At 61.8% G+C, this 22,130-nt stretch carries 14 protein-coding genes and 1 tRNA gene; 7 read left to right on the top strand and 8 right to left on the bottom strand.

The window, feature by feature from the left end; genetic code table 11:
• Nucleotides 1-51: 51 nt before the first annotated feature.
• Nucleotides 52-2,772, bottom strand: coding sequence for an ATP-binding protein (locus MKK58_RS08690; RefSeq protein ID WP_243911690.1), 2,721 nt, complete (start codon nucleotides 2,770-2,772; stop codon nucleotides 52-54).
• A gap of 354 nt (nucleotides 2,773-3,126) precedes the next feature.
• Between MKK58_RS08690 and MKK58_RS08695 the strand changes: the two genes are divergently transcribed.
• From MKK58_RS08695 to MKK58_RS08720, 6 genes are all read left to right on the top strand, one after another.
• Nucleotides 3,127-3,669, top strand: coding sequence for a TadE/TadG family type IV pilus assembly protein (locus MKK58_RS08695; protein WP_243911691.1), 543 nt, complete (start codon nucleotides 3,127-3,129; stop codon nucleotides 3,667-3,669).
• A gap of 4 nt (nucleotides 3,670-3,673) precedes the next feature.
• The gene (locus tag MKK58_RS08700; protein WP_243911692.1) at nucleotides 3,674-4,321 is read left to right on the top strand and encodes a TadE/TadG family type IV pilus assembly protein; all 648 of its coding nucleotides are present in this window, start codon (nucleotides 3,674-3,676) and stop codon (nucleotides 4,319-4,321) included.
• A 219-nt stretch (nucleotides 4,322-4,540) separates the two neighbouring features.
• On the top strand, nucleotides 4,541-5,191 hold the full coding sequence (locus MKK58_RS08705; RefSeq protein WP_243911693.1) for a Maf-like protein: 651 nt from the start codon (nucleotides 4,541-4,543) through the stop codon (nucleotides 5,189-5,191).
• Nucleotides 5,188-5,409: a DNA gyrase inhibitor YacG gene (locus tag MKK58_RS08710; RefSeq protein ID WP_243911694.1), complete on the top strand. Its 222-nt coding sequence runs from the start codon at nucleotides 5,188-5,190 to the stop codon at nucleotides 5,407-5,409. Before MKK58_RS08705 ends, MKK58_RS08710 begins: the two co-directional genes overlap by 4 nt.
• A 106-nt stretch (nucleotides 5,410-5,515) precedes the next feature.
• A tRNA-Phe gene (locus tag MKK58_RS08715) sits at nucleotides 5,516-5,591 on the top strand.
• Nucleotides 5,592-5,679: 88 nt separating this feature from the next.
• Complete coding sequence (locus tag MKK58_RS08720; RefSeq protein WP_313899276.1) at nucleotides 5,680-7,335, top strand: DUF6538 domain-containing protein; 1,656 nt, start codon at nucleotides 5,680-5,682, stop codon at nucleotides 7,333-7,335.
• Between the two features lie 27 nt (nucleotides 7,336-7,362).
• Here the strand turns inward: MKK58_RS08720 and MKK58_RS08725 are convergent, their stop codons facing one another.
• The 3 genes from MKK58_RS08725 to MKK58_RS08735 form a co-directional block, all read right to left on the bottom strand.
• Entirely contained in the window at nucleotides 7,363-8,388 is a 1,026-nt protein-coding gene (locus MKK58_RS08725; RefSeq protein WP_243911696.1) for a hypothetical protein, read from the bottom strand.
• 1,130 nt (nucleotides 8,389-9,518) lie between these two features.
• Nucleotides 9,519-9,983: a very short patch repair endonuclease gene (locus MKK58_RS08730; protein ID WP_243911697.1), complete on the bottom strand. Its 465-nt coding sequence runs from the start codon at nucleotides 9,981-9,983 to the stop codon at nucleotides 9,519-9,521.
• Between the two features lie 28 nt (nucleotides 9,984-10,011).
• On the bottom strand, nucleotides 10,012-10,983 hold the full coding sequence (locus MKK58_RS08735) for a DNA cytosine methyltransferase (protein WP_243911698.1): 972 nt from the start codon (nucleotides 10,981-10,983) through the stop codon (nucleotides 10,012-10,014).
• A gap of 206 nt (nucleotides 10,984-11,189) precedes the next feature.
• Between MKK58_RS08735 and MKK58_RS26985 the strand changes: the two genes are divergently transcribed.
• Nucleotides 11,190-14,516 (top strand): sigma factor-like helix-turn-helix DNA-binding protein, encoded by a 3,327-nt coding sequence (locus MKK58_RS26985; RefSeq protein WP_243911699.1) that lies wholly within the window; start codon nucleotides 11,190-11,192, stop codon nucleotides 14,514-14,516.
• Nucleotides 14,517-14,518: 2 nt separating this feature from the next.
• Here the strand turns inward: MKK58_RS26985 and MKK58_RS08745 are convergent, their stop codons facing one another.
• From MKK58_RS08745 to MKK58_RS08760, 4 genes are read right to left on the bottom strand one after another with little or no spacing between them, the layout of a single operon-like run.
• Nucleotides 14,519-16,618, bottom strand: coding sequence for an AIPR family protein (locus tag MKK58_RS08745; protein ID WP_243911700.1), 2,100 nt, complete (start codon nucleotides 16,616-16,618; stop codon nucleotides 14,519-14,521).
• Nucleotides 16,618-17,628 carry a PD-(D/E)XK motif protein gene (locus MKK58_RS08750; protein ID WP_243911701.1) on the bottom strand — a complete coding sequence of 337 codons (1,011 nt, stop codon included), beginning with the start codon at nucleotides 17,626-17,628 and terminating at the stop codon, nucleotides 16,618-16,620. The genes MKK58_RS08745 and MKK58_RS08750 overlap by 1 nt, the downstream gene beginning before the upstream one ends.
• Nucleotides 17,625-20,483 carry a Z1 domain-containing protein gene (locus MKK58_RS08755; RefSeq protein WP_243911702.1) on the bottom strand — a complete coding sequence of 953 codons (2,859 nt, stop codon included), beginning with the start codon at nucleotides 20,481-20,483 and terminating at the stop codon, nucleotides 17,625-17,627. Before MKK58_RS08755 ends, MKK58_RS08750 begins: the two co-directional genes overlap by 4 nt.
• Nucleotides 20,480-21,955, bottom strand: coding sequence for an ATP-binding protein (locus MKK58_RS08760; protein ID WP_243911703.1), 1,476 nt, complete (start codon nucleotides 21,953-21,955; stop codon nucleotides 20,480-20,482). The genes MKK58_RS08755 and MKK58_RS08760 overlap by 4 nt, the downstream gene beginning before the upstream one ends.
• Nucleotides 21,956-22,130 lie beyond the last annotated feature (175 nt).

Raw genomic sequence — 22,130 nt, forward strand, 5'->3', positions numbered from 1 at the left:
CCCGACATCGACCCGCCCGGCGGGTATGCTCACGGTCTCCGAGCGAGGCCATCACGCCGAGAGGCGCAGGCCGCCTTCACCCGGGAGTTCGGCCACGATCCCGAGGCGCTCCCCGACCTGTGCCGCCGTGCGCTCGACGAGGGGTTCGAGGCGCGCGACGGCCTCGGGCGTCGGAAGGCGGCCCCCCGTCCGCGCGGCGTCCTCGATCTCGGCGAGGGCCCGCGCCAGGGCACGGCCGCCGATGTTGAGGCTCATGGAGCGCAGGCCATGCGCCGCCTTGGCCACCGCCTCCGCCTCGGTGGCGGTCCGGATGGCCGCGAGGGCGGCGGGCGCCGTCTCGGCGTAGAGGGCGAGAATGCGCGCGGCGAAGCCGGTACCCGCGCGCTCCGCCATGTCCACGAGGCCGTCGATCACCTCCGCATCGAGGAGGTCCATATCCTCCGACGGGCCGATGGCGGACCGGTCTTCACCCACCGCGCCCTGGCTCGCCGGGTCCGGCGCCGCCAGGGCGCCGCCGGGGGTGAGGAAGCCCAGCAGCGTGTCCCCGAGGGCGCGCAGGGTGAAGGGCTTTGTCAGGGTTCCGTCCATGCCGGCGGCGCGCCAGGCCTCCGCCGCCGCGCCGACCACGTGCGCGGTCAGGGCGACGATGGGCATGCGTTCGGCGCCGCGCAGCGCCTCCTCGGCCCGGATCGCGGCGGCCGCCGCGTAGCCGTCGAGGACCGGCATGCTGCCATCCATGAGCACGAGGTCGAACCCGCCCGTCCGGCAGGCCTCCAGGGCGGCCCGACCATCCTCCACCATGACGATCGCGGTGATGCCGCAGCGGGCGAGCGCCGCGCGGGCGACCTCGCGGTTCACCGCGCTGTCGTCCGCCACGAGAACCCGCGCGGACGGGAATTGCGGCAATGCGGCCGGCCCTTGCGCGGGCTGCGCCTGGCCGGTGAAGGCGGCCCCCGACGCCAGGGCGGCCAGGGTGCGGCGCCATTCGACCTGGACGATCGGCCAGGTCAGGAGCGCATCGGCCCAGCCCGCCGCGAGGGCATGGGCACCGTCGGGCTCGCCGAAGCGGGCGAGCGCCAGCACGCGGCCCTCTAGCCCGGGGCGCCGACCGAGCTCCACGAGGGTCGCCGCGTCGACGATCCAGTGCGCGCCGGATGCCTCCGGCGCCCCCGGGCCGACCGGCGCGAAGCCGGCCGCTGCAAGCCCCTCGCGCAAGGTGTCCCCGGTTGCCGGCCCCGCCGTCGCCACGACGACGAAGGGCGCCACGCTCGCCTCCCGCGCGGGGACGGGGCGCGGGGCAGCCTCGGCGGCCGTCAGCGGTATCTCGGCCCAGAAGATCGATCCCTCGCCGAGGCGGCTGTCGACGCCGATGCGTCCGCCCATGGCGAGCACCAGCCGGTGGGCGATGGATAGCCCCAGCCCGGTGCCGCCGAAGCGGCGGGTGGTGGACTGGTCGGCCTGCGAAAAAGCCGAGAAGATGGTGTCGACCTTGTCGGCCGCGATGCCGATGCCGGTGTCCCGCACGCTGAGACGCAGGGTCTCCGCCGGGCCGCGCTCCAGGCGCACGCGCACCGAGCCGGCCTGGGTGAACTTGAGGGCGTTGTTGACGAAGTTTCCGAGGATCTGGCCGAGGCGGACCGGATCGCCGAGGACACGGCCCGGCACGTCGGGCGCCAGGGTTGCGGCGAGATCGAGACCGGTCTCGCGGGCCTTCTCGGCGAAGAGGCTGACCACGGTGTCGAGGATCTCGGCGGGGTCGAGGGGAACGCGCTCGAGGTCCAGCTTACCGGCCTCGACCTTCGCGAAGTCGAGGATGTCGTTGATGATGGCGAGCAGGCTCTGGCCCGAACGGGCGATGACCTCCGCGTGGCGCTTCTGCTGCTCGGGCAGGTCCGCCTCGGCCAGGAGTTCGGCCATGACCAGCATGCCGTTGAGCGGGGTCCGGATCTCGTGGCTCATGGTGGCGAGGAAGGTCGATTTCGCCTGGTTGGCGGCCTCCGCCGCCTCCTTGGCCGTGTGCAGGTCCTCGGTGCGCGCCGCGACCTCGTCTTCCAGGTGCTCCATGTGGCGCGCGAGGCGCCCGTCGCGCTCGCGCAAGGCTCCGAGAAGCGCGTTGAAGGAGCGCGCCAGGCTCCCGACCTCGTCGTCCCGGACGATGCGGGTGGTGCGGGCGTAGTCCTGGCTCTCGCGTACCCCGTCCATGGTCTCGGCCAGCGAGGCGATCGGGTGCGTGATCGCGCGTTGCAGGCCGTAGGACAGGGCGACACCGCAGCCGAGCGCCAGGAGCCAGCCGAGGACGGACGCCTTGAGGAGGCCCAGCACGTTGGCGGGCAGGTCGGTCGTGTCCGCCACGAGCACGAGGGTGCCGACCCGGCGCCCCGCCTCCAGGATCGGCGCCTGCACCTGAGCGGTCCGGCCGAACAGGAGGCGGAACGGCGAGCCACCCTCGCCGAGATCGATGTCGCTCTCCAGGCGGATCGCGAGACCCCGATCGGCCAGGATGGAGCCGTCCGGGCGCTCGATTCCCGCGTAGACGAGGCTCGGATGCCGGCCGATGGCGTTGAGGGTCGCGGCCGCCATGCCCGAATCCCCGGCATCGACGGCCCGGGCGCTGGCGGCGGCGAAGATCTCCGCGATGGTCCCCAGGGTCTCGCGCTTGGTGTCCGCGTAGCGATGCACCTCCTGCCAGAGCGAGAAGGCGGTGGCCACCGTGAGGGCGAGCACGACGGAGCCGAAGACCGTGAGGGCGAGCCGCGCGGCCAGCGACCGCATCACCGCCAACGCGGTGAATCGGGGTTTGCGGACGGGACGGGACGCGGGGCGTGGGTCGCTCATGGAGGCCGAGCGTAGGCGCGGTTCCTCACTGTGCGCTTAACCGGCGCGTCGTCGCGCCACGCGGACCCGGTCTGCGCCTGTCATCGCGATAGACTCCATTGCCAAAAAATTAAATGGAGCGTCGTAGGCTTGGCCTACAGAATGAGGTGGTCTCGGGTTGTACCAGACGAACACTGGCAACCCAGGCCTGGACAGAATGAAGAGAACGAGAATTCGCGCGACATGTTCGCCTCGCCCTTGAATCGACTCTCGCCGGCGGCGATTTCGCGACGAGGGAGCCTGGCGTCGGCGATGCGCCGCTCTTTGACGAAGCGGTTCGGTGCGGATCAGCGCGGGGCGATGGCGGTCGAGTTCGCCATGATCCTGTTTCCGCTGTTCATCCTGATCTTCTTCATCCTGGAGGGCGCGCTGGTCTACTGGGTGTCGTCCGCCCTGGACAACGGCCTCGATTCCTCGATGCGGCAGTTCTACGTCCAGGCCCAGGCCACCCCCGAAACCCTGGCCGCCAGCGTCCGCGACGAACTCTGCCGGAACGTGTCGCCCTTCGTCAGCTGCGCCAGGCTCAAGCTCGACATCGCGGCCTATGACAGCTTCGGCGCCATCGACAACGCCGCCCCGATCGATACCGGCACGGGAACCTGGCGCGCCGGCTTCGGCGAGCAGCACGGCTGCCTGCGCAAGGGCAGCGTCGTCGTCGTGCAGGCCGCCCTGGCACAGCAGACGTTCCAGAGATTCGGCATCGTGAAGGATCAGTTCAGTGATGGCAGCCGATTGATCCTGGCGACCGCCGTGCTTCAGCTCGACGGCAATTCCACGATGAGCGCCGCCTGCTAGCACGATGAGCGACGCCCCTCCCCCGATCGCGCGCCGCGCCCGCCGTCTCGGCGGCCGGGCCGGCACGCGCTTCGCCCGCGCGGAGGGCGGCGTCGCCATCCTGGAATTCGCGCTGGTCACGCCGATCCTGCTGCTCATCTATTTCGGGACCGTGGAGCTGGCCACGGCCATGCGCTACGCCCGCAAGCTCGATCTCCTGTCGCGGACCCTGGGCGACACCTTCTCGCAGCGGAATGCGCCGACGCCGTCGGAATCCAGCGACATCTTCGAGGTGGCGCCCATCCTGATGGCGCCGTTCGGCAGCGCCGGCGTCCGGATGACGGTGAGTGCGGTCGGCGTCGTCGGCGATGCGGAGACGGGGCTCCTGCAGGTCTGCTCCAGCGCTTCGGCGGCGGGATCCCCGTTGCGCCTGCCCGGCAGCCCGGCGCCGACGGAGACGGCCGACAGCGTGCAGCCGAAGGGCGCGCGCTTCCTCCTCGTGGAGGTCTCGGCGACCTATGCGCCCGTGACGGGCTCGGTCTTCCTCGGAACCGGCGCGGCGGGGTTCACCATGTCGCGCAAGGCCCTGTGGCCGGTCCGGTACGGCCGGCGCTTCGCCAGCCAGAGCCCCGAGATCCTCATCGCGGGCGGCCCCCCCTGCCCGGTGCGCTGAGGGCCTTACCGATCCCACGGACGATGACGCTCATCCGGGCCGGGCGGCGCGTTCACAAGCCCGGGGCTTTCCGATAGGTTCCCGCCGCTCCGGGGCGCCGCGTCGCGCCGGAGGATGGCTCCCGGCATCGCCCGGCCGGGTCGGCACCGTCCGGCGCGCGGGACCTTGCCGCTCTTCGAAGCTCCACAGGATGCAGCACCCGCGCATGACGGCTCGCACGTGACCCAGACCGAAGACCCCGCCGGCCCCGTCCGGAGCGCCCGCCTCGTCCTGGCCTCCGCCTCGCCCCGGCGCCTCGCCCTGCTGCAGCAGGCGGGCATCGAACCCGACGCGCTGCTGCCCGCCGACATCGACGAGACGCCGCACAAATCCGAGACGCCGCGCGAGCTCGCCCGTCGCCTGGCGCGCGAGAAGCTCGCCGTGGCGGGGGCCGCCGCCCGACGGCGCGACGACATGCGCGAGGCCTACCTGATCGCGGCCGATACCGTCGTGGCCGTGGGACGGCGCGTTCTCCCCAAGACCGAGTTGCCCGACGAGGCGGCCGATTGCCTGCGCCTGCTCTCGGGCCGCCAGCACCGGGTCTACACCGCGATCTGCCTGCTCTCGCCCCGCGACGCCCGGCGCGAGCGGGTGGTGGAGACGCGGGTCCGCTTCAAGCGGCTGTCCGCGCGCGAGATCGACGCCTACCTCGCCTCGGACGAGTGGCGCGGCAAGGCCGGCGGCTACGCCATCCAGGGGCTCGCCGGCGCCTTCGTGGTCAAGCTGGTGGGCTCGCACAGCGCGGTGGTGGGCCTGCCCCTCTACGAGACCCTGAGCCTCCTCGAGGGCGAGGGATTCCCCGTGCGCCAGAGCTGGGGACAGCCCCTGTGAGCGCGTCCGACCCGACACCGACCCGGCGCGCGCCCAAGGCCGATCCCTGCCCGATCTGCCGCAAGCCCGCCGTGCCGGCCTTCACCCCATTCTGCTCGGCGCGCTGCGCCGATATCGACCTCGGCCGCTGGCTCACCGACCGCTACGCCATCCCCACCGCGGAGGACGAGGACGCGGATGCCGAAGGGTCGGCGGACCCTGCGCGCGAGCGCGATTGAAGCCCGCGACGGCCGTCCGAAAACTCTTTCGAACAAGGCTGGACAGGCCGCAATCCACCCCCTATACCCCCGCTCCAGCCGGTGGCGCTCACGCGAACCGGCGGCGGCCCAGGTAGCTCAGTTGGTAGAGCATGCGACTGAAAATCGCAGTGTCGGCGGTTCGATTCCGTCCCTGGGCACCATTTCCTCTTAAGGCGTTGTGAAGGCTAGAGATCAATAGCTTGGAGCCGCCCGCTGGGTCACAGCAGTGGGTCACAGATGGTTCTAAGCATGACCAGACCGACACGTCGCGAAAACTCTTCATTCGAGCAATTTAGGCGCCGGGTACCTGTCGACCTCGCTCAGACGTGTCGCGGTCGAATTGTGCTTGTCGACCTTCCAGCGATGAAGGGAGAGCCTGCCATCAGCGTTGCCGCAACAGCAGGCACATTCCTCAAGCTATCATTGCGGACCCGGGACCCCGATGTCGCGAAGTTCCGTGCGGCTGTCGCCGGCGCACAAGTTGAAAAAACCTTTGAAGCTTGGCGGGAGGGAGCGAAGCCGATCTCGCATAAGCAGGTCGTTGCCCTTTCAGGTGAGGTATACCGATTATACGTAGAGAAGTTCTCCGACGAGCCAGGCGCCCCAGAGCGCTGGGCTGCTTTAAAGGCGTTCAACCGAGCAGCCCGTGAAGGTCGATTGCTGAATGCGCCTGTACTCCACCCCGGCGAAACCCAGACGCTTGAGCAAGCTGTTGCAATTTTCGGGGCCGATCTGACGAAGGGCATCAACGCACTTCCACCAAGTACCGATCTCGCTGGCCTCGAGGTGCGCCTCGGGTTCTTCGTTGATTGGGTCTTGCAGAAGCATGCTCTCGCAGTGGACCGGCAAACCCGCATCCGCCTGCTAATCGAGGTAGAACGAGCTTCCACGGATGCTGCATGGGCCTTAAAGCGTGCGGCCGAAGGCGATTACACGCCAGACCCGAAGGCTGCCCGTTTCCCAGCAGTCGCCAGCCTTGTGTCGGCCGCAAGCCTCCAGGTGCTCTTCAGCAAATGGGAGGCGGAGACGAAGCCAAGTGCGGCCACGTTGGGAACATGGCGGGGTATTTGGCGCTCTTTCGCAGCGAGCGTCGGCGAGCGTTCTGACGACATAACAAAAATCACAGCGGCGGACGTGGTGGCATTCAAGGACGCAGCTGTTGCACGAGGCCTCACCGCGAGGACCATCAACGAAAGCTACATCACTGCGTTGAAGGCGATCTTCGGCTACGCGGTGCGCAACAAAATGAGAGTGGACAATCCCGCTGACGGTGTTCGTGTCATTAGTCGTACGCGAGCCGGAACGTCGATGCAGCCATATGCAGACGATGAAATCGCACGCTTACTGACGTTGGTGCGCCGAGAGGAGAATGGAGGGCGGCGGTGGCTTCCCTGGCTTGCGGCAACCTCAGGCGCTCGCATAGGTGAGTTGGCGCAGCTTTGGGGAAACCGTGTCACGGTAGTGAATGGTGTCCATGTGATGAGACTAGCGCCCGCCGAGGACGGGGGAAGTCTCAAAAATGAGGGGTCAGAACGCTTAGTCCCGCTACATCCCGCATTAATTGCGGAGGGATTTGGCGATTTCGTCGCGAGAAAGGGTGCCGGCCCCCTCTTCTATCGACGTACGTCGGGTAGCACTGCCAGGCGGCACGCATCGAAAGGTGTGGCCAATCACCTAGCTACTTGGATTAGAAACCAGGGTTTTATCGACCCTAGGAAGGCGCCGGCACATGCGATGAGACACTGGTTCAAGAGCGCCGCGGCCAAAGCGGGCATCGCGGACAGCCTCGCCGATGCGATCCAGGGCCACGCTGCGTCAAATGAAGCCGGAAGGTATCGACATTTCGACGTGGCGACACTCGCCGCTGCTGTCGCCGCCATCCCAATTCCCGGTACAAAGGCGTGAGCGAAGACGGCAAACATTTGCACTGCCCTATCGATGCGGACGCTCGCGAGGGATCAAACGGAGTTTTGGTAAGGCAGCGGCCACAAATGCCTCGGCTGCCACCTGACGTTTGTGCCAATGCTGCCCCAAGGACAAGGCGCGTTCATACTCTGCGATCACAGCGGGCGGCCCGTTGTCTTCATCGTAAAGCTCACAAAGCTGCTTAGAGAGACTCTGAGCCTCCCGACGCCACCCCGACGCATGAAGCCGCGTAATACGAAGCGCAAACTCCCAGCGATGTTCGAAAATATCGCGCCCCCGCTCGTCGGTCATCGTTTGCCGGTTCACGGCATAGTTGTTCTCCCACTGTGCGTGTTGCTCGCGCGTAAGTGGCCACGGCCACCGTTTTCCGTACTGTGATTCTTCCTCAGGAAGTATCATCGGCTCAGCTTGCCGCCCCACCACGACTCCATCTGGAAGGGATTTTCCCTCTCGGATTCGCTTGAGTAGCGTGTTCGGCTTGATACCAAGATACTCCGCCACTTCGGTCGCCGTCGCAGGCTTGCCGGTAGCTGGGTGAGTCGCCATGACATTGGAACGTCGATTGTTGGCTTGTTCCTTTTTGTCGGCCCATCGACAAGTTCCCGGTCCATAATGCGTGCCGTGTGGATTCAACCGGTCGAGAGAAAGACTCTCGTGCCGCCGTGGCTCGGGCATGTCTCGCAGAAACTGCTGGAAGCCGCCTCTTCCGCGCCAACTAGGATCGATTGTAGTGCCCTCAGCTTTAGAGACGCGAATGCGGCTTTCGAGGGCCGCCAAGCTACCTGCGTAGCGAACCTTCAGCCATGCCGCAGGCCGTTCAAGGTCTAGGCGGAACTGTTCGACTGGAACCCGAGCTTCGTACGATGTCACAGTGCTCCGGGGCAGCTTCGCCTTTCGTCCTTTCGGCCGCTCCTTCCCGTCAACATCCGGAGTTATATAGGATGCGGGATGGAAGGCATCTAACCCCTCTGAGTTTCCATGCTTTTTCCTTTTTACGGAAAGCTGGATCAGATTGGTCGTTTCGTGGGCCATGCGACGAGCTTTCCGACATGCGAGTGCCATAGGCAGGCGCGGGGCAGCGCTCGCCCAGGAGTTAAGCTAAACAATCAGAGGGATGCTTCGGAAGATTTTGGTTTTGACCTAGAGACGTATAAAAACCCGACGTGACCATTTTTGTAGAATTATTTATAACGTTGAAATGAATGATTATTGAAAAACCCAGATTTAGTTCAATTTATCTTGATCCAAATTTTGTAATGAATAGATTAAATTCGCTTAAATTTCGAGTATATTTTCCGTCTTATAAGATACGTGACTTCAAACCGAATTTATTGCGAAGATTTATCTAAGATGTCATATGCTGCTGGGGTCGTGAGCCGAGGAGAGAGGTGCCGATGTCCATGCCGAAACCGGGCTGAAGCGTTCGAGAGCGGCCGGTGAGTGGGAAGGACATGACGAGCCCGCGGTTGACGAGTCTCTGGACCCGGCGAGAAATCGTTTGCTGGGGCATTCCCATTTGATGACCAAGGTCACAGGCACGAACAGGCACACCTTCACAGAAAGCCGCGTGCACAATGATACAGAGCATTGCGTCTGCAAGATCTACCTCGTTTGCAGACTGAACCAAACGGATCAGATGCAGAAAATCTTGTACCATGGATCAGTCTCCCTCCAGTACGACGTGTTGCGCCGCGTAAACTCAGGATACTGCATGGCCGGAGGTACACCAGATACGAGTCACCTTTCAAGTCATGAATTGCGTTTGAGCCAGAAAATCGATTGCAACCGGTTGCATCAACAAGTCTAGGCTCTTGATATTGCGTCTACACAGGAGGCAGGTCTGCCAATCAATGCGTTTTATGGTGAAACCTGTTGCACTGGGTGAAGCGAGCTTCAAACGACGACTGCAGATCCGACGCTTAGTTAGCTTCGTGCGCAACCGAGTGTTCTTATGTAGCCGACGTGCTGCGTACCTGTCCTTCAGCTCTGCTGTGGGCCCGGGAGCATAATGGGTGGGACCGCAGGCCTTGTTGTAAGGAGGACCGACGGGCTAGGCCGCCAAAAAGCGGGTTGGTACGATTTAAGGCGAAGCCGACAGTAGGAAGAACGGGGAAGTCCGGCCCACGGCTTGGCGGTGCGGAAGGGCCGCGTACCTTCGTCTCTCAAAACTTGCGCTGGTCCCGACCACTATTTCTGAGGTTAAGGGGCAGTACAGGAGCGCCAAGGAATTGTATTATCCGCGATTGCAGTGCCTCTTCGTCGGAGATCTCGCACTCCCAGACGGTCAACACACGCCACCCGAGGTCCTGAAGTCGAGAAACGGCTCTGCGATCGCGCTCGACGTTTTTCGCGAACTTCTCGCTCCAGAATGCCACGCGGGTCTTCGGGGTAGTGCAATTCACGCATCCGCTGTGCCGATGCCAAAAACAACCGTGTACGAAAATGACCGCTTGCCGGCCAGGGAAGGTGAGATCCGGAGTTCCCGGGAGGTCGCGCCTGTGCAGCCGGAATCGGAAGCCGAGCGCATGGACCAGCTTCCTGACCCGCATCTCTGGCTTGGTATCTTTGCCCCGAATCCTCGACATGTTTTCGGATCGCGTGATCGGGGCGTCGCTTTTAGCCTTCATGATATCCCGAGCGCCGGATTCATCCCGGTCAAGCCGCTTTCTGCAATCCGAACTCCCGCGCTGTCAGGCTTCTTATCACATGCTCCATCACGGGCGCACACACTCCGTTACCCAGGAGCTTGATCCTATCCCTGCGTGAACCCTGGTTCAGGATCATGTCCTCAACGCCCATCGCGCGCTGGATTTCAGGCACCTGCAACATCCGGAACGTCGGCTCGCCGTCCTGCCACTGGACCAGCCCAAAGCGATCGAGCGTGGTCAGGGTGCGTAAGGGGCGGTCGAGTGGCTGCCATCCACCAGCACGGTCAGAGCCATAATAGACGACAATGAAGTCCTTGGCTGCACCCAGCTTTTCGATTGCTGCATCGGCCCTGGCCAGCGTTGCGGGAGCGCGACCGGGTTTTCGTAGGGGCCCTGCTGCCCAAGTACCCTGAGGGTCCAACACGCTGGCAGCCGTACGCTGCTGCCCGGCAAGAGGAACAATCTCGTCTGGCATACGACGCCTGTCGCACATTACGAACAACCGCCGACGGGATTGCGGCACGCCGAAATCACAGGCGTTCAGCACTTGAAGCCTGACATTGTAATCTGCCTTGAGCGCTGCCATGAGCTGATCGAAACCTGTCCAGTTTCGCATGGGCGTGACATTCTCCAACACCACCCATCTTGGTTTAAGGGCGTTGACGAAGGGCATCACATACCAGCCTGAGCGCTTGCTTTCTTCACAGCGGGCTTTAGCGCCCCTGGCTATCGAATGGTGTGTGCATTCGGGTGACGCGATGATCAGGTCGATCTTTCCCAGCCGATTGAATAAAGCCTCTCCCGAATCATCATCCAGCCGCGTGGTGATCACGTTGCGTTTCGCCAACGGGAAGTTGTCGGCATAAGTTCGGGTGGCCATGTCCCAACCGTCCACAGCGCCGACCATTTCGACGCCAGCACGACGCGCGCCGATGCTGCTGCCACCCGCTCCGCAGAAAAGGTCTATGCCCTTGATCACACTGATCCCCTAACTCGCCTCCTGAGCCAGGTTGCCAGGCAATTCAGCCTTCGACAACCCTTCTTGTATCGATCCGGTCAAGGCATCCAAGGCGATTGATGGCCATGATGCATCACGTGTGGCCTTTCTGGGGTACCGGCTCGCGGACACAAGACCAGCGTGTTACGCAGGGCTCGTAAGTGCCGAGGTTCGATAGGGGTCGGGACGTGAGCGCCCTCTTCCAAAAATTGTTTGGTGTCTTCAGTAAGCGGAGACAGGCTCCGACCGCAGTCGCGCCGCAGGTGCTGCTTACCCCGGAGAAAATCGCCGAACGCCTTCACCATCGTACCTCCAGGCAACAATCTCCGGCTGCTGGTCCTCTGTTAGAGACGCCCTGTGCCGCCGTCGCTGCCAATGAACCCGGGACGCTTAGCTCCAGGCCTAAGTCAATCCCCGCCGATGTGCCAAACCAGGGTGCGCAGCGCTGTGCCGAAGAGCCTTCGACGGAAGTTGCGCTCCAAGCAGTCAAAGCCGTCAAGATTGCCGATAGCAAGGTAAACCTGCCAGCTTCGGCCGTCCCTTCGGAGACCGATCCGACCCTCATCGCCACCGATGTGCCCTACCAGGGTGAGCAGCGGTGTGCCGATGGGCCTCCGTCGGAAGTCGCGCTCCACTCAGTCGAAGCCGTCGAGATTGCCGATGACGACGTGAGCTTGCCCGCTCCGGTCATCTCTTCAGAGCCCAATCTGACTCCCATTGCCACCGATGAGACCAGTGGGAGGGATGAGAAGGCTGACCATTTTCCTTTGGCAACACCAGCGGTGAACCAGAGAGCAATACAACTGGCTCCGGAAGCGCACCCCTCTGCAGAGATCCTGGGCGAGTTCCACGCTTTTGTGCGCAACCCCATCAGTCGCGAAGAGGCAGAAACGGACGATACCGGTCCGAATATCCTGAAAATTCTCAAACTCGACTTGGACGAATCAATCAGGACCACCTTTACTGCGCTACCCTTAAATCCGGAGGTCCTGGCGGCCCCTCTTCTGGAGGATGCTACGGTCGTCAGTGAAGAGTTTCGGGAGCCTGAGAGTATCACTGAGCGCATCGTCATCGCCGACGAGATGACCGCTCCAATCTCATGGAAAGTCAGGACAGTTGGCGAGGTAATGTTGGAGGGCGAATGCAGCGTTCGTCTGTCGAACTGCATCGCGGCGAACCAAGACTTCTTCTGCGGTTGGACTGTCGGGAAGGCGCTGGCCAACCGGTCGGAATTTGCGTCGGCGTTGATGAATGTACGGAACCTGGGCCGCAAGACCGCCAATGAGGCTCTCGACGCCTTGAACGCCTTTGCGCTGCACCTGACTGTCAAGGAAGATGGGCTACCCATCACCGATCCGCTGAGTGGCTTCGATCCGGCCGAGTTTGATGCATCGATACGAACTGTGCTCGGCAGTCGCCATGTTTCCGTGCGGCTGACCAATCTGCTCGCGACGGGAGCACTGGACGACCTGAAGGTGCGTGACTTCTTTCTCCAGCCGGATCGAGTCCGTGCACGCATGACAGGGTGTAAGAACGCCGGCAAGAAGACGGTGACCGAAGCTTTCGAGCTTCTCACTGCCCATGTCGAAGCACTAGGGCTGCCTGACGCCGACTCAGTTGTTGTCCAAACTGAAGATGAAGTGCCGGAGGGGCTCACGACGCGCGAGTGGATTGAGCAGGAGATTGCTGCACTTCCTCCGAACCGAGTCGAAGTGCTTCACAGCCGCTACGGTTTGGATGGAGATGCACCACAAACGCTCCAGGAAATTGCTGAACGCGTGCACGTTACGCGACAAAGAGTGAGCCAAGTCGAAGGCAAAGCTCTCACGCGGCTACGCGCGAATACTAAAAGTCGCGCAGCATTCAAGCGCTACCTCGATGAGGAGAGGAATGCGCAATGGGTCACACTTTTCGGACCGCAGTCTTTGCTTCCAGAAAACGAGGTGCAGGCGCGCCTTCGAAAGCTTGACCCGTGGTTCCTGCTCGCGATTGACATCGTGTTCAATAACGGCATCGTTGGATATCTTGGGGCGAGCGCGCACAAGACTTCTGCCGGCTGGTTCAGGAGTGCCGAGGAGGCCGAGGATTGGCAGAAGCTGGATCGCCTTTTGGGCGACGTTTTAAGCAACTATCAAACCCCGATGCCATTGGACACACTGCAAGAGATCGCCCCATCGGTCATTGGTTCCATCTCCGGAGAAGACGACCTCTGGGCAGTGTACGACGGGTATATCTTCACAGGTCACATTGGCTCTAAAGCGCGGCGGACCGGACGCATGCACGCGGTCGCGCGTCGCATCGCGCAGTCGGGTATCTTCGACATCGGAACGCTGATCATCGAGTATCGCTCTGAGTTCCCAGATGACGACTGCGGTTCACGGATGTTCGAGATGCAGGCAAGCGAAGCTACGCATCTCTTCGCACCCTTATTCGACGGAATATGGCTGTGCCTCGCCAACAATTTCCAGCAGGTCGATTGCCTATCTGTGCCACCGTTCGAACGCCGACGTGTCGAGGAGACCCACTTCGCCGATGGCTCTCTCGGCGACATGCTGGTAAAGCAACTCGCGCAGTTCGGCGCACAGCGCATGATCGATCTGCGGCGAAAAATTATCGATCATGGTCAGGGCGCTTTCTCAGAATCAAGCGTCGGCGCCGTACTGATCTCCAATCCATGTTTCAGACGCGTGGCTCCCGGCATCTTCGGGCTCTACACCGGCACTTCGGAAGTACCGGCAGCCATTGACGACCATCTACTCGAAGATCGGCATTGTCGGCTGTACTGTCATGCGCGGCACTCGGGTTCACCTCAAGACTATTATCCGATGTGGGGTGCGGCTTACGAGATGCGACTGGCTTACTGGGCAAAACGTCACGCGCCGCCCGATCTTTATCGATCCCTCATGGCTGTCATCCAGCCGGGGGTGTGGCCTGCAGCACCTGAGATCATCGCGGAGTTCGAGGCGCTCCGCTGGCGGGACGGGCAGTGGCAGCTTGGCGCTTCAAGGCGCGTTCCATTTGGGCACCGCTTCTTAGACGCGGGACAGTTTTTTTCAATACTGACGCATCTGGTCGTATTCAATTGGATTAGCTGGGTCGGCGTCAATCGTGTGACCGGATCAAAGTCTGACAACCACGACGCAGCCGACGTACTCGCCTTCCTTGTGATGACCGGACTTGTTGAACCGGAGTTGGACTGGCAGGCTCGGCATCGTCCGACTAATCTCGCCAAGCGCCTGTTCCTCGAAGCCCGACGGGAGCGCCACCTCCACGGTGACGCGCCACCAAGGGGCGAGGATGTTTTCAGTCGGCTGAAAAACGACCTCTACGACGCACCGCCGACTGCTTCACGCGGCTGGGTGAACGCTGAAGAATACCGGCAGGCAATGCCCGCCTGGCGAGCAGACGGGATCTCGACCGGTAAGGCGTTCGCCGGATCGCAAGCTCGTCAATCCGGCATCAATGCGGAAGGGTCATTCGAAACCGACGACTGGGGCGCTGTCTTCGGAGGCTGAACTCAAGCGACGGACGCCGCGACTAAGCCTCCGTTCTCCATCGCGAGATTGATGATCGCACGCCCTTCCCGAGCGCGTTTCGCATCGATTTCTTTCGCCCACCCGGCTGCAGCAGCGGCTCCGAGTTCCGTGGCCACCTGCTTCTGCCGCGCGTCGAGATGTCCACTCTCCGTGCCCCAAGCGATGATGCGAATCCACTCCTCGGCTGCAACGCGGCGGCACTGCGTTTGAGCGTCCATGTCGTCAGGTCGCATAGCCACGCGGACTTCTTCGGGAGCAACGCCCCACCCGCCACTCTTCTTCTCAACCTTGCCGAATTCCGGCGGCATTTTAAGCGGGAAAGGAAGAGCAAGCTTCTGCACCTCCTTCCAGCAATCGGCCTTCTTGCACCACTCGGAGAAATTGCTCAGCTTTCGCCGGGCGGCGCTATCGCGAATGCCCGCAGAAATTTCCGCTGCCCAGGCGCGGACCAAGTCCTCAAGCTGGGCCGAGATCCGCTGTTCCTGCCAAACGAGTAGAAGGTCGAAGTGGCCGCCTGTCCGGAAGGCAAGTGCTGAGACCACGTAGGCGACAAGTTGCGCGCGGAGATCGGGAAAGCCGCCGGTGTGCACGACGCGAGTGACCTCCTTGTAGACGATCGCCTTAGCGATCAGCTCCTTGTAAAATTTTTCATCGGGTTTCCAGGTTTTCGGTTTTGTCTCGCGGATTCGCTGAGTGAACTGCACGAAGTTCTTTTGGCCGCCCAGGCTTACAGAGTTTGGCAACTGGTCCCAGACGCTTATGTATTTCGCGAGCTCGATTTTGGTTATTTTCCGATGAGCAGGGGTCTTCTCCTTGAAACGCTTCACTCTTGCATCATTTCTACCCTCATTCGATAAGGCAACAAAGTATTGGCCTCGTGCGCGTTCGTAGAACCATCTGCCCTGCTGATCCGGCAGCCACACTACATTCGATAGGCGTTCGATCTCGATGTGGAACGGATCATTAGCCGAGAAATCCGCCATTTGGATTGGGTTCTGAGTATTGGCGAATTCAGCGATTCGTGGAGCAAGCTCGTCAGTCAGATCGGGTTGGATCACCGTCAGCTTAGCCTGAACGAAAACTTTGCTGAGATCGATTTTTTCTTTGCCAGAGCGGTGTATCGAGGCAGTGGTCTGACCACCGTTGACGACCTGCAAACCTTTGATACGGGAAATGCCGACCGATCCGTTCCCGAGGTCCTGTGTTTCAACACTGTCGGCGGTCAGCGAGATTCCATTGTTGTAGGCAAAGAAGCGACTCGGCTGCACCTTGAGCGAGTCCCGGATGCCTCGGTTTACCTTGCCCTTCGCCTGAAGGAATGATCGCACGTTGCGTTCCAGCAGGCGAGGCCCGTGATCTTCGTAGATGCGAAAAAGAAGGGTCGCGGGGATCACCGTCACGAATGCTGTATACTCATCGCCACTGCCGCTTGGCAGCGGTATACACGCGAGCGGTGCTCCTGAAAGCGCGGCCACGTCAATATCGATTTCCTCATGGGGACGACCCGAAGCGAGCGCCCTAGCCAATCGTTCAAGATCCCAGAACTCGATTTTCAGGTCGACGCTACTGTCCTTAAGGGGCATGACCTTAGGCTTGGCCCGGGCCAAGTCGGAAAGGCCGTCGGTCAGGATGAACAGGCGCGCCCGCTTGATCCTTGACCGCGCATCATGGATTCGTTGGGCCATGGCGAAAGGGTCATGTGCCGGATCTAAACGGGCATGAAGGTCGCCCAGTGCTGCCTGGAAAAACCGCACTGCTTGTTTGGCTGCATCCTCCAGTTCCTTGGTCAAGATCTTCGTCAGCTCGTCGACTCCCCTGTAAACGGCCACGAACAGGTCAATAGTGTCCTGCTCCGGATGGTCGTCAGCAAGGGCGTAGCCGTTGATCCTAGCCTGCCCCCGGCCAATCTCCCCCTGGTAGTGTACCGCCTCCGGATTTTCGACGATGCCGACCTCTCCCGAGAGCAGCTCCATAACGTATTCCGTGAACACGTTTTCGCGGAAGTCGGGGCTAGAACCGTCGCCACCCGAGGCACGATGCAGCACTTCCGCCTGCAGTTCAGAGAGGAAGCTTTGCGACATCAAATTCTTCCCCGAAGCATGCCTAACGCGGTTGCCTCGTCGATCATGTAAGGCGCGCAGGATTGCAGCATGACACTGTATTTCACCTCGCCGATGCCCGGCGGGACCGTGCTCCTGGTCAGGCGGGGGAATCCAGCTTCGACGACGAACCAAGAGACGCTCCGCACAGCATAGCGCTTGTCTGCATAGGCGGGCTCGTGCTGATCGAGATAGCCCGCCTCGATGAGCGAAAGGTCCAGATCCGAGGCGGCAACCGGGTCGGCGTTCGCGAGGGCAGCACGCAGGTCTGCCACGACCTCAGGAAGGGTGGGGCCAGAGGGCGATCCAGGATCGACTGCGAGGAAATGGACCAACAGAATTTCGAGCGTATTCCGGTCTAGTTGATCGAGGTTCGAGACACGAAACGACACCGGGTTGCGGGATGCAGTCGCCTTCACTTCGATGGCGGCCGCACGGAAGCGGAAATCCTGAGGTTCGCCGTGCGGACCTCGCCATCCATTGACAGCTGCGCCGGTGTCTATGAAGGGCAGGATACATGATGTCAGGAAACGCAACTCGGCAAACAGCCCCAGCTGCTGCTCGTCACTGAGATGGTCTGGGCCGAAGCGCTGCACGAACCGTTCCCAGGTCCTCAAACGCGTAAGCAGAGCCTTCACCCCCAATGACTCGGACGGGGCCGAGGCGACGGCCCCGGCAACATCGCCGGCGAGAGTCTCGAAGACTGTCCGGAAACGGGCATCCCGAAGCGACAGGCACAGGCGTGTCTGGCCGCTTGGGCCGGGCACCATCGTTTCCGGAGTCAGCTGGAAGCCAACGCATGCGGGCAGCGCTGCGCCGGCGGGGATCGAACGGGACTGCACCTCGAACAGCAGCGCTAATGCGCCGCTGGGTGCGCTGATAGCGGCTCGGATGTCGCAGGACGACACGCTATGGACACGCCTGACATGCCACCCTGGTTCTGTCCTCCCCTCACCAATGAGCGCGTCCCAGGCTCTCCTGACCTCGCTCAAGCTTCTGCTCCGTATTCCTGCTGCCAGAAAATGTTGTTCACCGTGTATTTGATTGGCTTCGCGTCACGGCTTTCCGGAAAGCTTACTCCGAACCCGATGATCGGGACCTTCACATCGATGTCCGCCGGTTTTGGTGACAACGGGTAGAGCAGTAGCAACCCATGCTGTGGATGGCGGCCTCGCACCGCCCGAATGGCCGGCCCCGATGGCGTGTCTGGTAGTGTTTTGCGACGCGACCTGCCCGCGTCCGCTTCCCATTTCGCCTGCGTCTGGGCGAGTGCTTCGTCGTAGCTCCCGGCGTCGAAATCGATGGCTTCATCGCGAGGTGCCAGCAGACGTCCGATCAAGTAACGGCCTTGCGCTCTCTGGTCCGCTATGAGTACGGACCTTTCGTTCTCCTTGCGGTGAACAAGTTGAACGTCCTCGCCCGCGACAGGCAATACGACCTCGTCATCACCGGAAAGCAGGGCAACTGTCCAGTCGGTCAGCTCTCCTCGCTCGATTTGCTTTTCCACGAACTCAGCCATCATCTGGGCATTCACGGAATGGGCGCTATCGTGCGTTCGGTAGTCCCGGAGAAAGCGCACGATGTGTGGTCCATCGACATGAGACCACAACCTTGCCCCAGTCCATTCGTGTGCCTTGCTCCCGCTGCGGGGCCGTACAGGTGGGCGTTCAGCCGGCGGACCGAGGGCGGCAAGAAGGTCCTGGGTGACCTCGAAGTTTGCGCGGATCACGTTCGGGTTCCGCGCGAACACGACAGTTTCCTGAATGGCTCCAGCGAAGTCGATATCAACTTCCGAGGCGTGGCGCATCTTAACCTTCGAGGTCACCATCATCACCGGATGCGAGCGGACTTTCAGTCCGTAGTCCTTCGGCGTTCCATTGATCGCCCTCATGTGATCGAACTCGCGACGCAACTCCTCCGCCGCTTCTGTGATGTGAGCGAACCACTCCCTGAGTTCCCCCGTCATATATAATCGACAGAGGTCAAGGTATCCTGGACGGAAGCCGAACCAGCGCCCCATTTGCATGAGTGTGTCGTACATCTTGCTGGCGCGCAGAAAGTAGCTGACACTAAGGCCCTCGAGAGTCAGGCCGCGCGCCAGCTTGTCGCCCCCGACGGCGATGACATTCAGGCCCATCTCCTTGTGGGTTTCATAGTCGAGAATGTCTCCAGCGTTGCCGTTGATCGTCCGAACCATGATCCGTTCGGTCACGTCGGCGAATTCCTGATCGAGTTTGTCCCACGTTACCGGTGCCGACTTGCGATCCGGATGTATTGACAGGAAGGCAGCAGAAGTCGGGACGAAATCCTCATCCCACAGCTTCCTGAGCTGGTATCTGACGCCTTCATTTCCTCCTTCCCCAAACCGCAGCCGCCGTCGAATCTGGTTCAGCTCGGCTTCGACTTGACCACGCACCGCCGACTGCACGGATGTGAAACGGGTGACGTGCACTAACATGGAGTTGTGTGCGTTCGCTTGTCCCCTTACGCGGCGTGCGGCACATACGAGGATGAACGACAGAATCGCTTCGCGCAGACTTGGCGGGACCTCATCCTTGCCGCCATGACGAGGAGCAAACCCGTTCTTGTGCGCGGGTGGCATCCACCCGGACGTCTCCTTCGAGTTGCTTGTGGCCGCATGATCCATGATTACGCGGACGAGCGGCAGTGCCGTGACGCCGGCCTCGTCATCGTTCGGATCGAGGCCGAACAGCCTCACCGGCCCGTCATAATTCGAAGGGGCCGGCAGGTTCACGATAAAGCTGCGCGGGAACAGGTCTGGCCCAAGCTTCGGCGTATCGGCTGCTTCGTGGATGAAGACGTTGGCGAAGGGGGTTGCGGTGTACCCCACGTAGGACGACTTCTGAAACTTGCGGAGGAGAAGACGAATCTGCCCGTTGATCTTCGTTGGGTTGTGTTCTTCGTCCGGCTTGCCGTTCTCGTCGAAAGCCTGCTCGTTGGTGTCGACCGAGGCGTGGTCCGCCTCGTCGTCGATGATCAACAGAGGCACATTCTCCAGAACCGAAGCCCCGTTCAGGACCTTGTCGATCCATCCAAGGAGGCTCTTGAGTACACTGACGTTCTTCTTAACGACGAACAAGAGCGGGCGACCGCCGGGACTGATGCCGAAGTTCTTGCCGAGCGCGGCTTTGAAGTCTCCCTTCTCGTCCCTGGTCGTGATGTAGTCTGGCCTGATCGAGGGATCGCTGTCGATCAGACCCACGCCGATGGAGTTCGCGAGAGTGGCTGAGCGGTCGTACTGTGTAGAGGTTTCGTAGCCTAGGAAGCCTTCGTCTAAGCGCATCTGGGTCTGGCTGCGGAGATTGTTGTGTAGCCCGGCCAGCACGATGATCACCTTGTAGCCTGCGTCGGCTGCCTTGCAGATCAGGCCCGTGTAGTTAGAGGTTTTGCCGGACTGAACGTGCCCTACGACAAGGCCGCGGCGATCCCAGGCGCCGGGCCTGTCCGGTGCCTCCAGGCGCGAGATCACTTGATCCGTGGCGTCGTCAAGCCCGTCCACCGCCATCGGCGACCAGCTCCCTTCCAGGAACTGCCGGTATCGCGGCCAGAGCCGCCAGTTCATCTTTCGCTCCGGTGTCAGCCAAGCAAGATGGTTGTCGTTCTGCTCGAGCGCCGTGGCCTTGCCGATCCACACGCTATAACGCGTCTCAAGCTCCTCGCGTAGAGCTTCACGATCCACCTGCTTGGTCGCGAGCAGCGCTGCAGGGAGCATCATGATTTGGTCGATAACAGCTGCGATTGTCTCGGGAGTGATTGGCGCTTCGCCCCTCTGCCCCTCGATTGAGGTCTGTGCAAATCCGAGCGCTGTCTCCTGCGGCGACTTCATGCGGTTACCTGAATGGAAGGGCTCGCGGAAAGCCGCGCGATCAATTGCGGAAAGTTCTGGAACGGCTCTGTAGTCCGGAGCCTCATGACGGCGAGTTCATGAGACAGCCCTACCTTGCCAACAAGATGGGACAGCATCGATTTTGCAAGCTCCTCCACCTCGGGCGAGGCGTCCTCGGAAAACGGCTCCTTCTGCATCTCGCCCTTCTCGACAGTGTCGAGCCAGATGCGCTGCACGGGAACGGTTTCTTCCACCAACCTCAGCAGCTCGGAAACCGACTTCGAGTCTGCGTCATTGAGTGCCCGAGCCACCAGGGGGTGGTCGCGATTTAGCCGATAGGAAGTGCCGCCTTTCAAGGTTCTGGACACCCAGACCGTCGAAAGGTCCTGAACGGCGGCCCTCGCTCCGTATTCCCCCCGATGAGCGAACACTCTCCTGGCCCTCACCCGCACGTTCTCAGCAAGCTCCTGTATGCGAGCGCGGAGGTATCTCGGCGGGCGTGCGGTCGACTTCTTGACGTCAATGTCCCATTCGTGGTCGGCGCTGTTTGTGAAATCAAGCCTGATGCGGGCGAGCTTGAATGGCTCCTCCATAGTCCAAACACGGGGCGAACCGAGCCCAAGCCAGCCACCCGCGACCAGCAGCCTCTGGTTCCGGTAGACATAGAAGCCCTGCTGCGACGTCCAGCCCTCGATACCGCCTGCTGCGCGGTATTCAATTTCGCTGAGCTTGTCCTTGTGAGGGAGCACGAATCCCTGAAGCTCTCCCCGACCATGTGGGGAGCTGAAGGGGTCGGTAGGAGTGCTGTAAGTGGCTGGATGGCTCCTCAGGAAAGGATCCCAGCCTTTGACTCGATGGCCATTGATGTACAAGCGCAGTTCCGGCGACATGCCCTCGATCAGACGGTGAAAGACCATCGCGAGGTGCTGTTCCACTCGCTCTACCAGAGCCAGAAAGGCGTTCTCTAAAGCCGCGTCCTTCATCCCTCCAGGGCCGACGATGCGGTCTAAGCCTTCCCACAGGACAAGCGTGCCTTGCTCCAACAGGTCGAGGGGAGACAGCAGCTCTTCCGATCCTTTCCTCGGCGACGATAGCAGCCGCCAATCCCCAACGTCCGGCCTCGCGATATAGTCTAGGTCCCAACGACGGACGGAGACTAAGCCGTTGCGTCGGGAGGCGACGGTCAGGCATCGGCATTGGGAAAAGGACGCGGTTTTCAACCCCAAGCCAAAGCGACCGAGGTCCTTTTCTGCCCTATGGAGCAGCGGGCTGATTCCGCCGAGAGTCATCGCCCCGAGGAGCTCCGTTGCGGACATCCCACCGCCGTCATCGAGTATCGAGACGGTGGATGCCGCCCCACGATAGGCGAAGGTCACCCAAACGTTCCGCGCCCCGGCGGAGATGCTGTTGTCCACGATGTCCGCTAGGGCCGTCGCGATCGAATAGCCGACGCCCCTCAAGGACTCGACCATGGCTCCCGCAAGGGGAGGAACGACATCGTACGATTCTGACATATGCCCGAGCTAATTAGGTCGGCGACGACTCGCTTGATACCGCTCGCCTCCTAGCAGGAGTGTTAATGCAAGAGCTTGGCTCTGCAACCGCTTAGGTTCATCCTGCGAGCAGCGGATAGCGCCTGGAATTGAA

The organism is Methylobacterium sp. J-078 (genome assembly GCF_022829285.1).
In the GTDB taxonomy this organism is placed as follows: Bacteria; Pseudomonadota; Alphaproteobacteria; order Rhizobiales; family Beijerinckiaceae; genus Methylobacterium.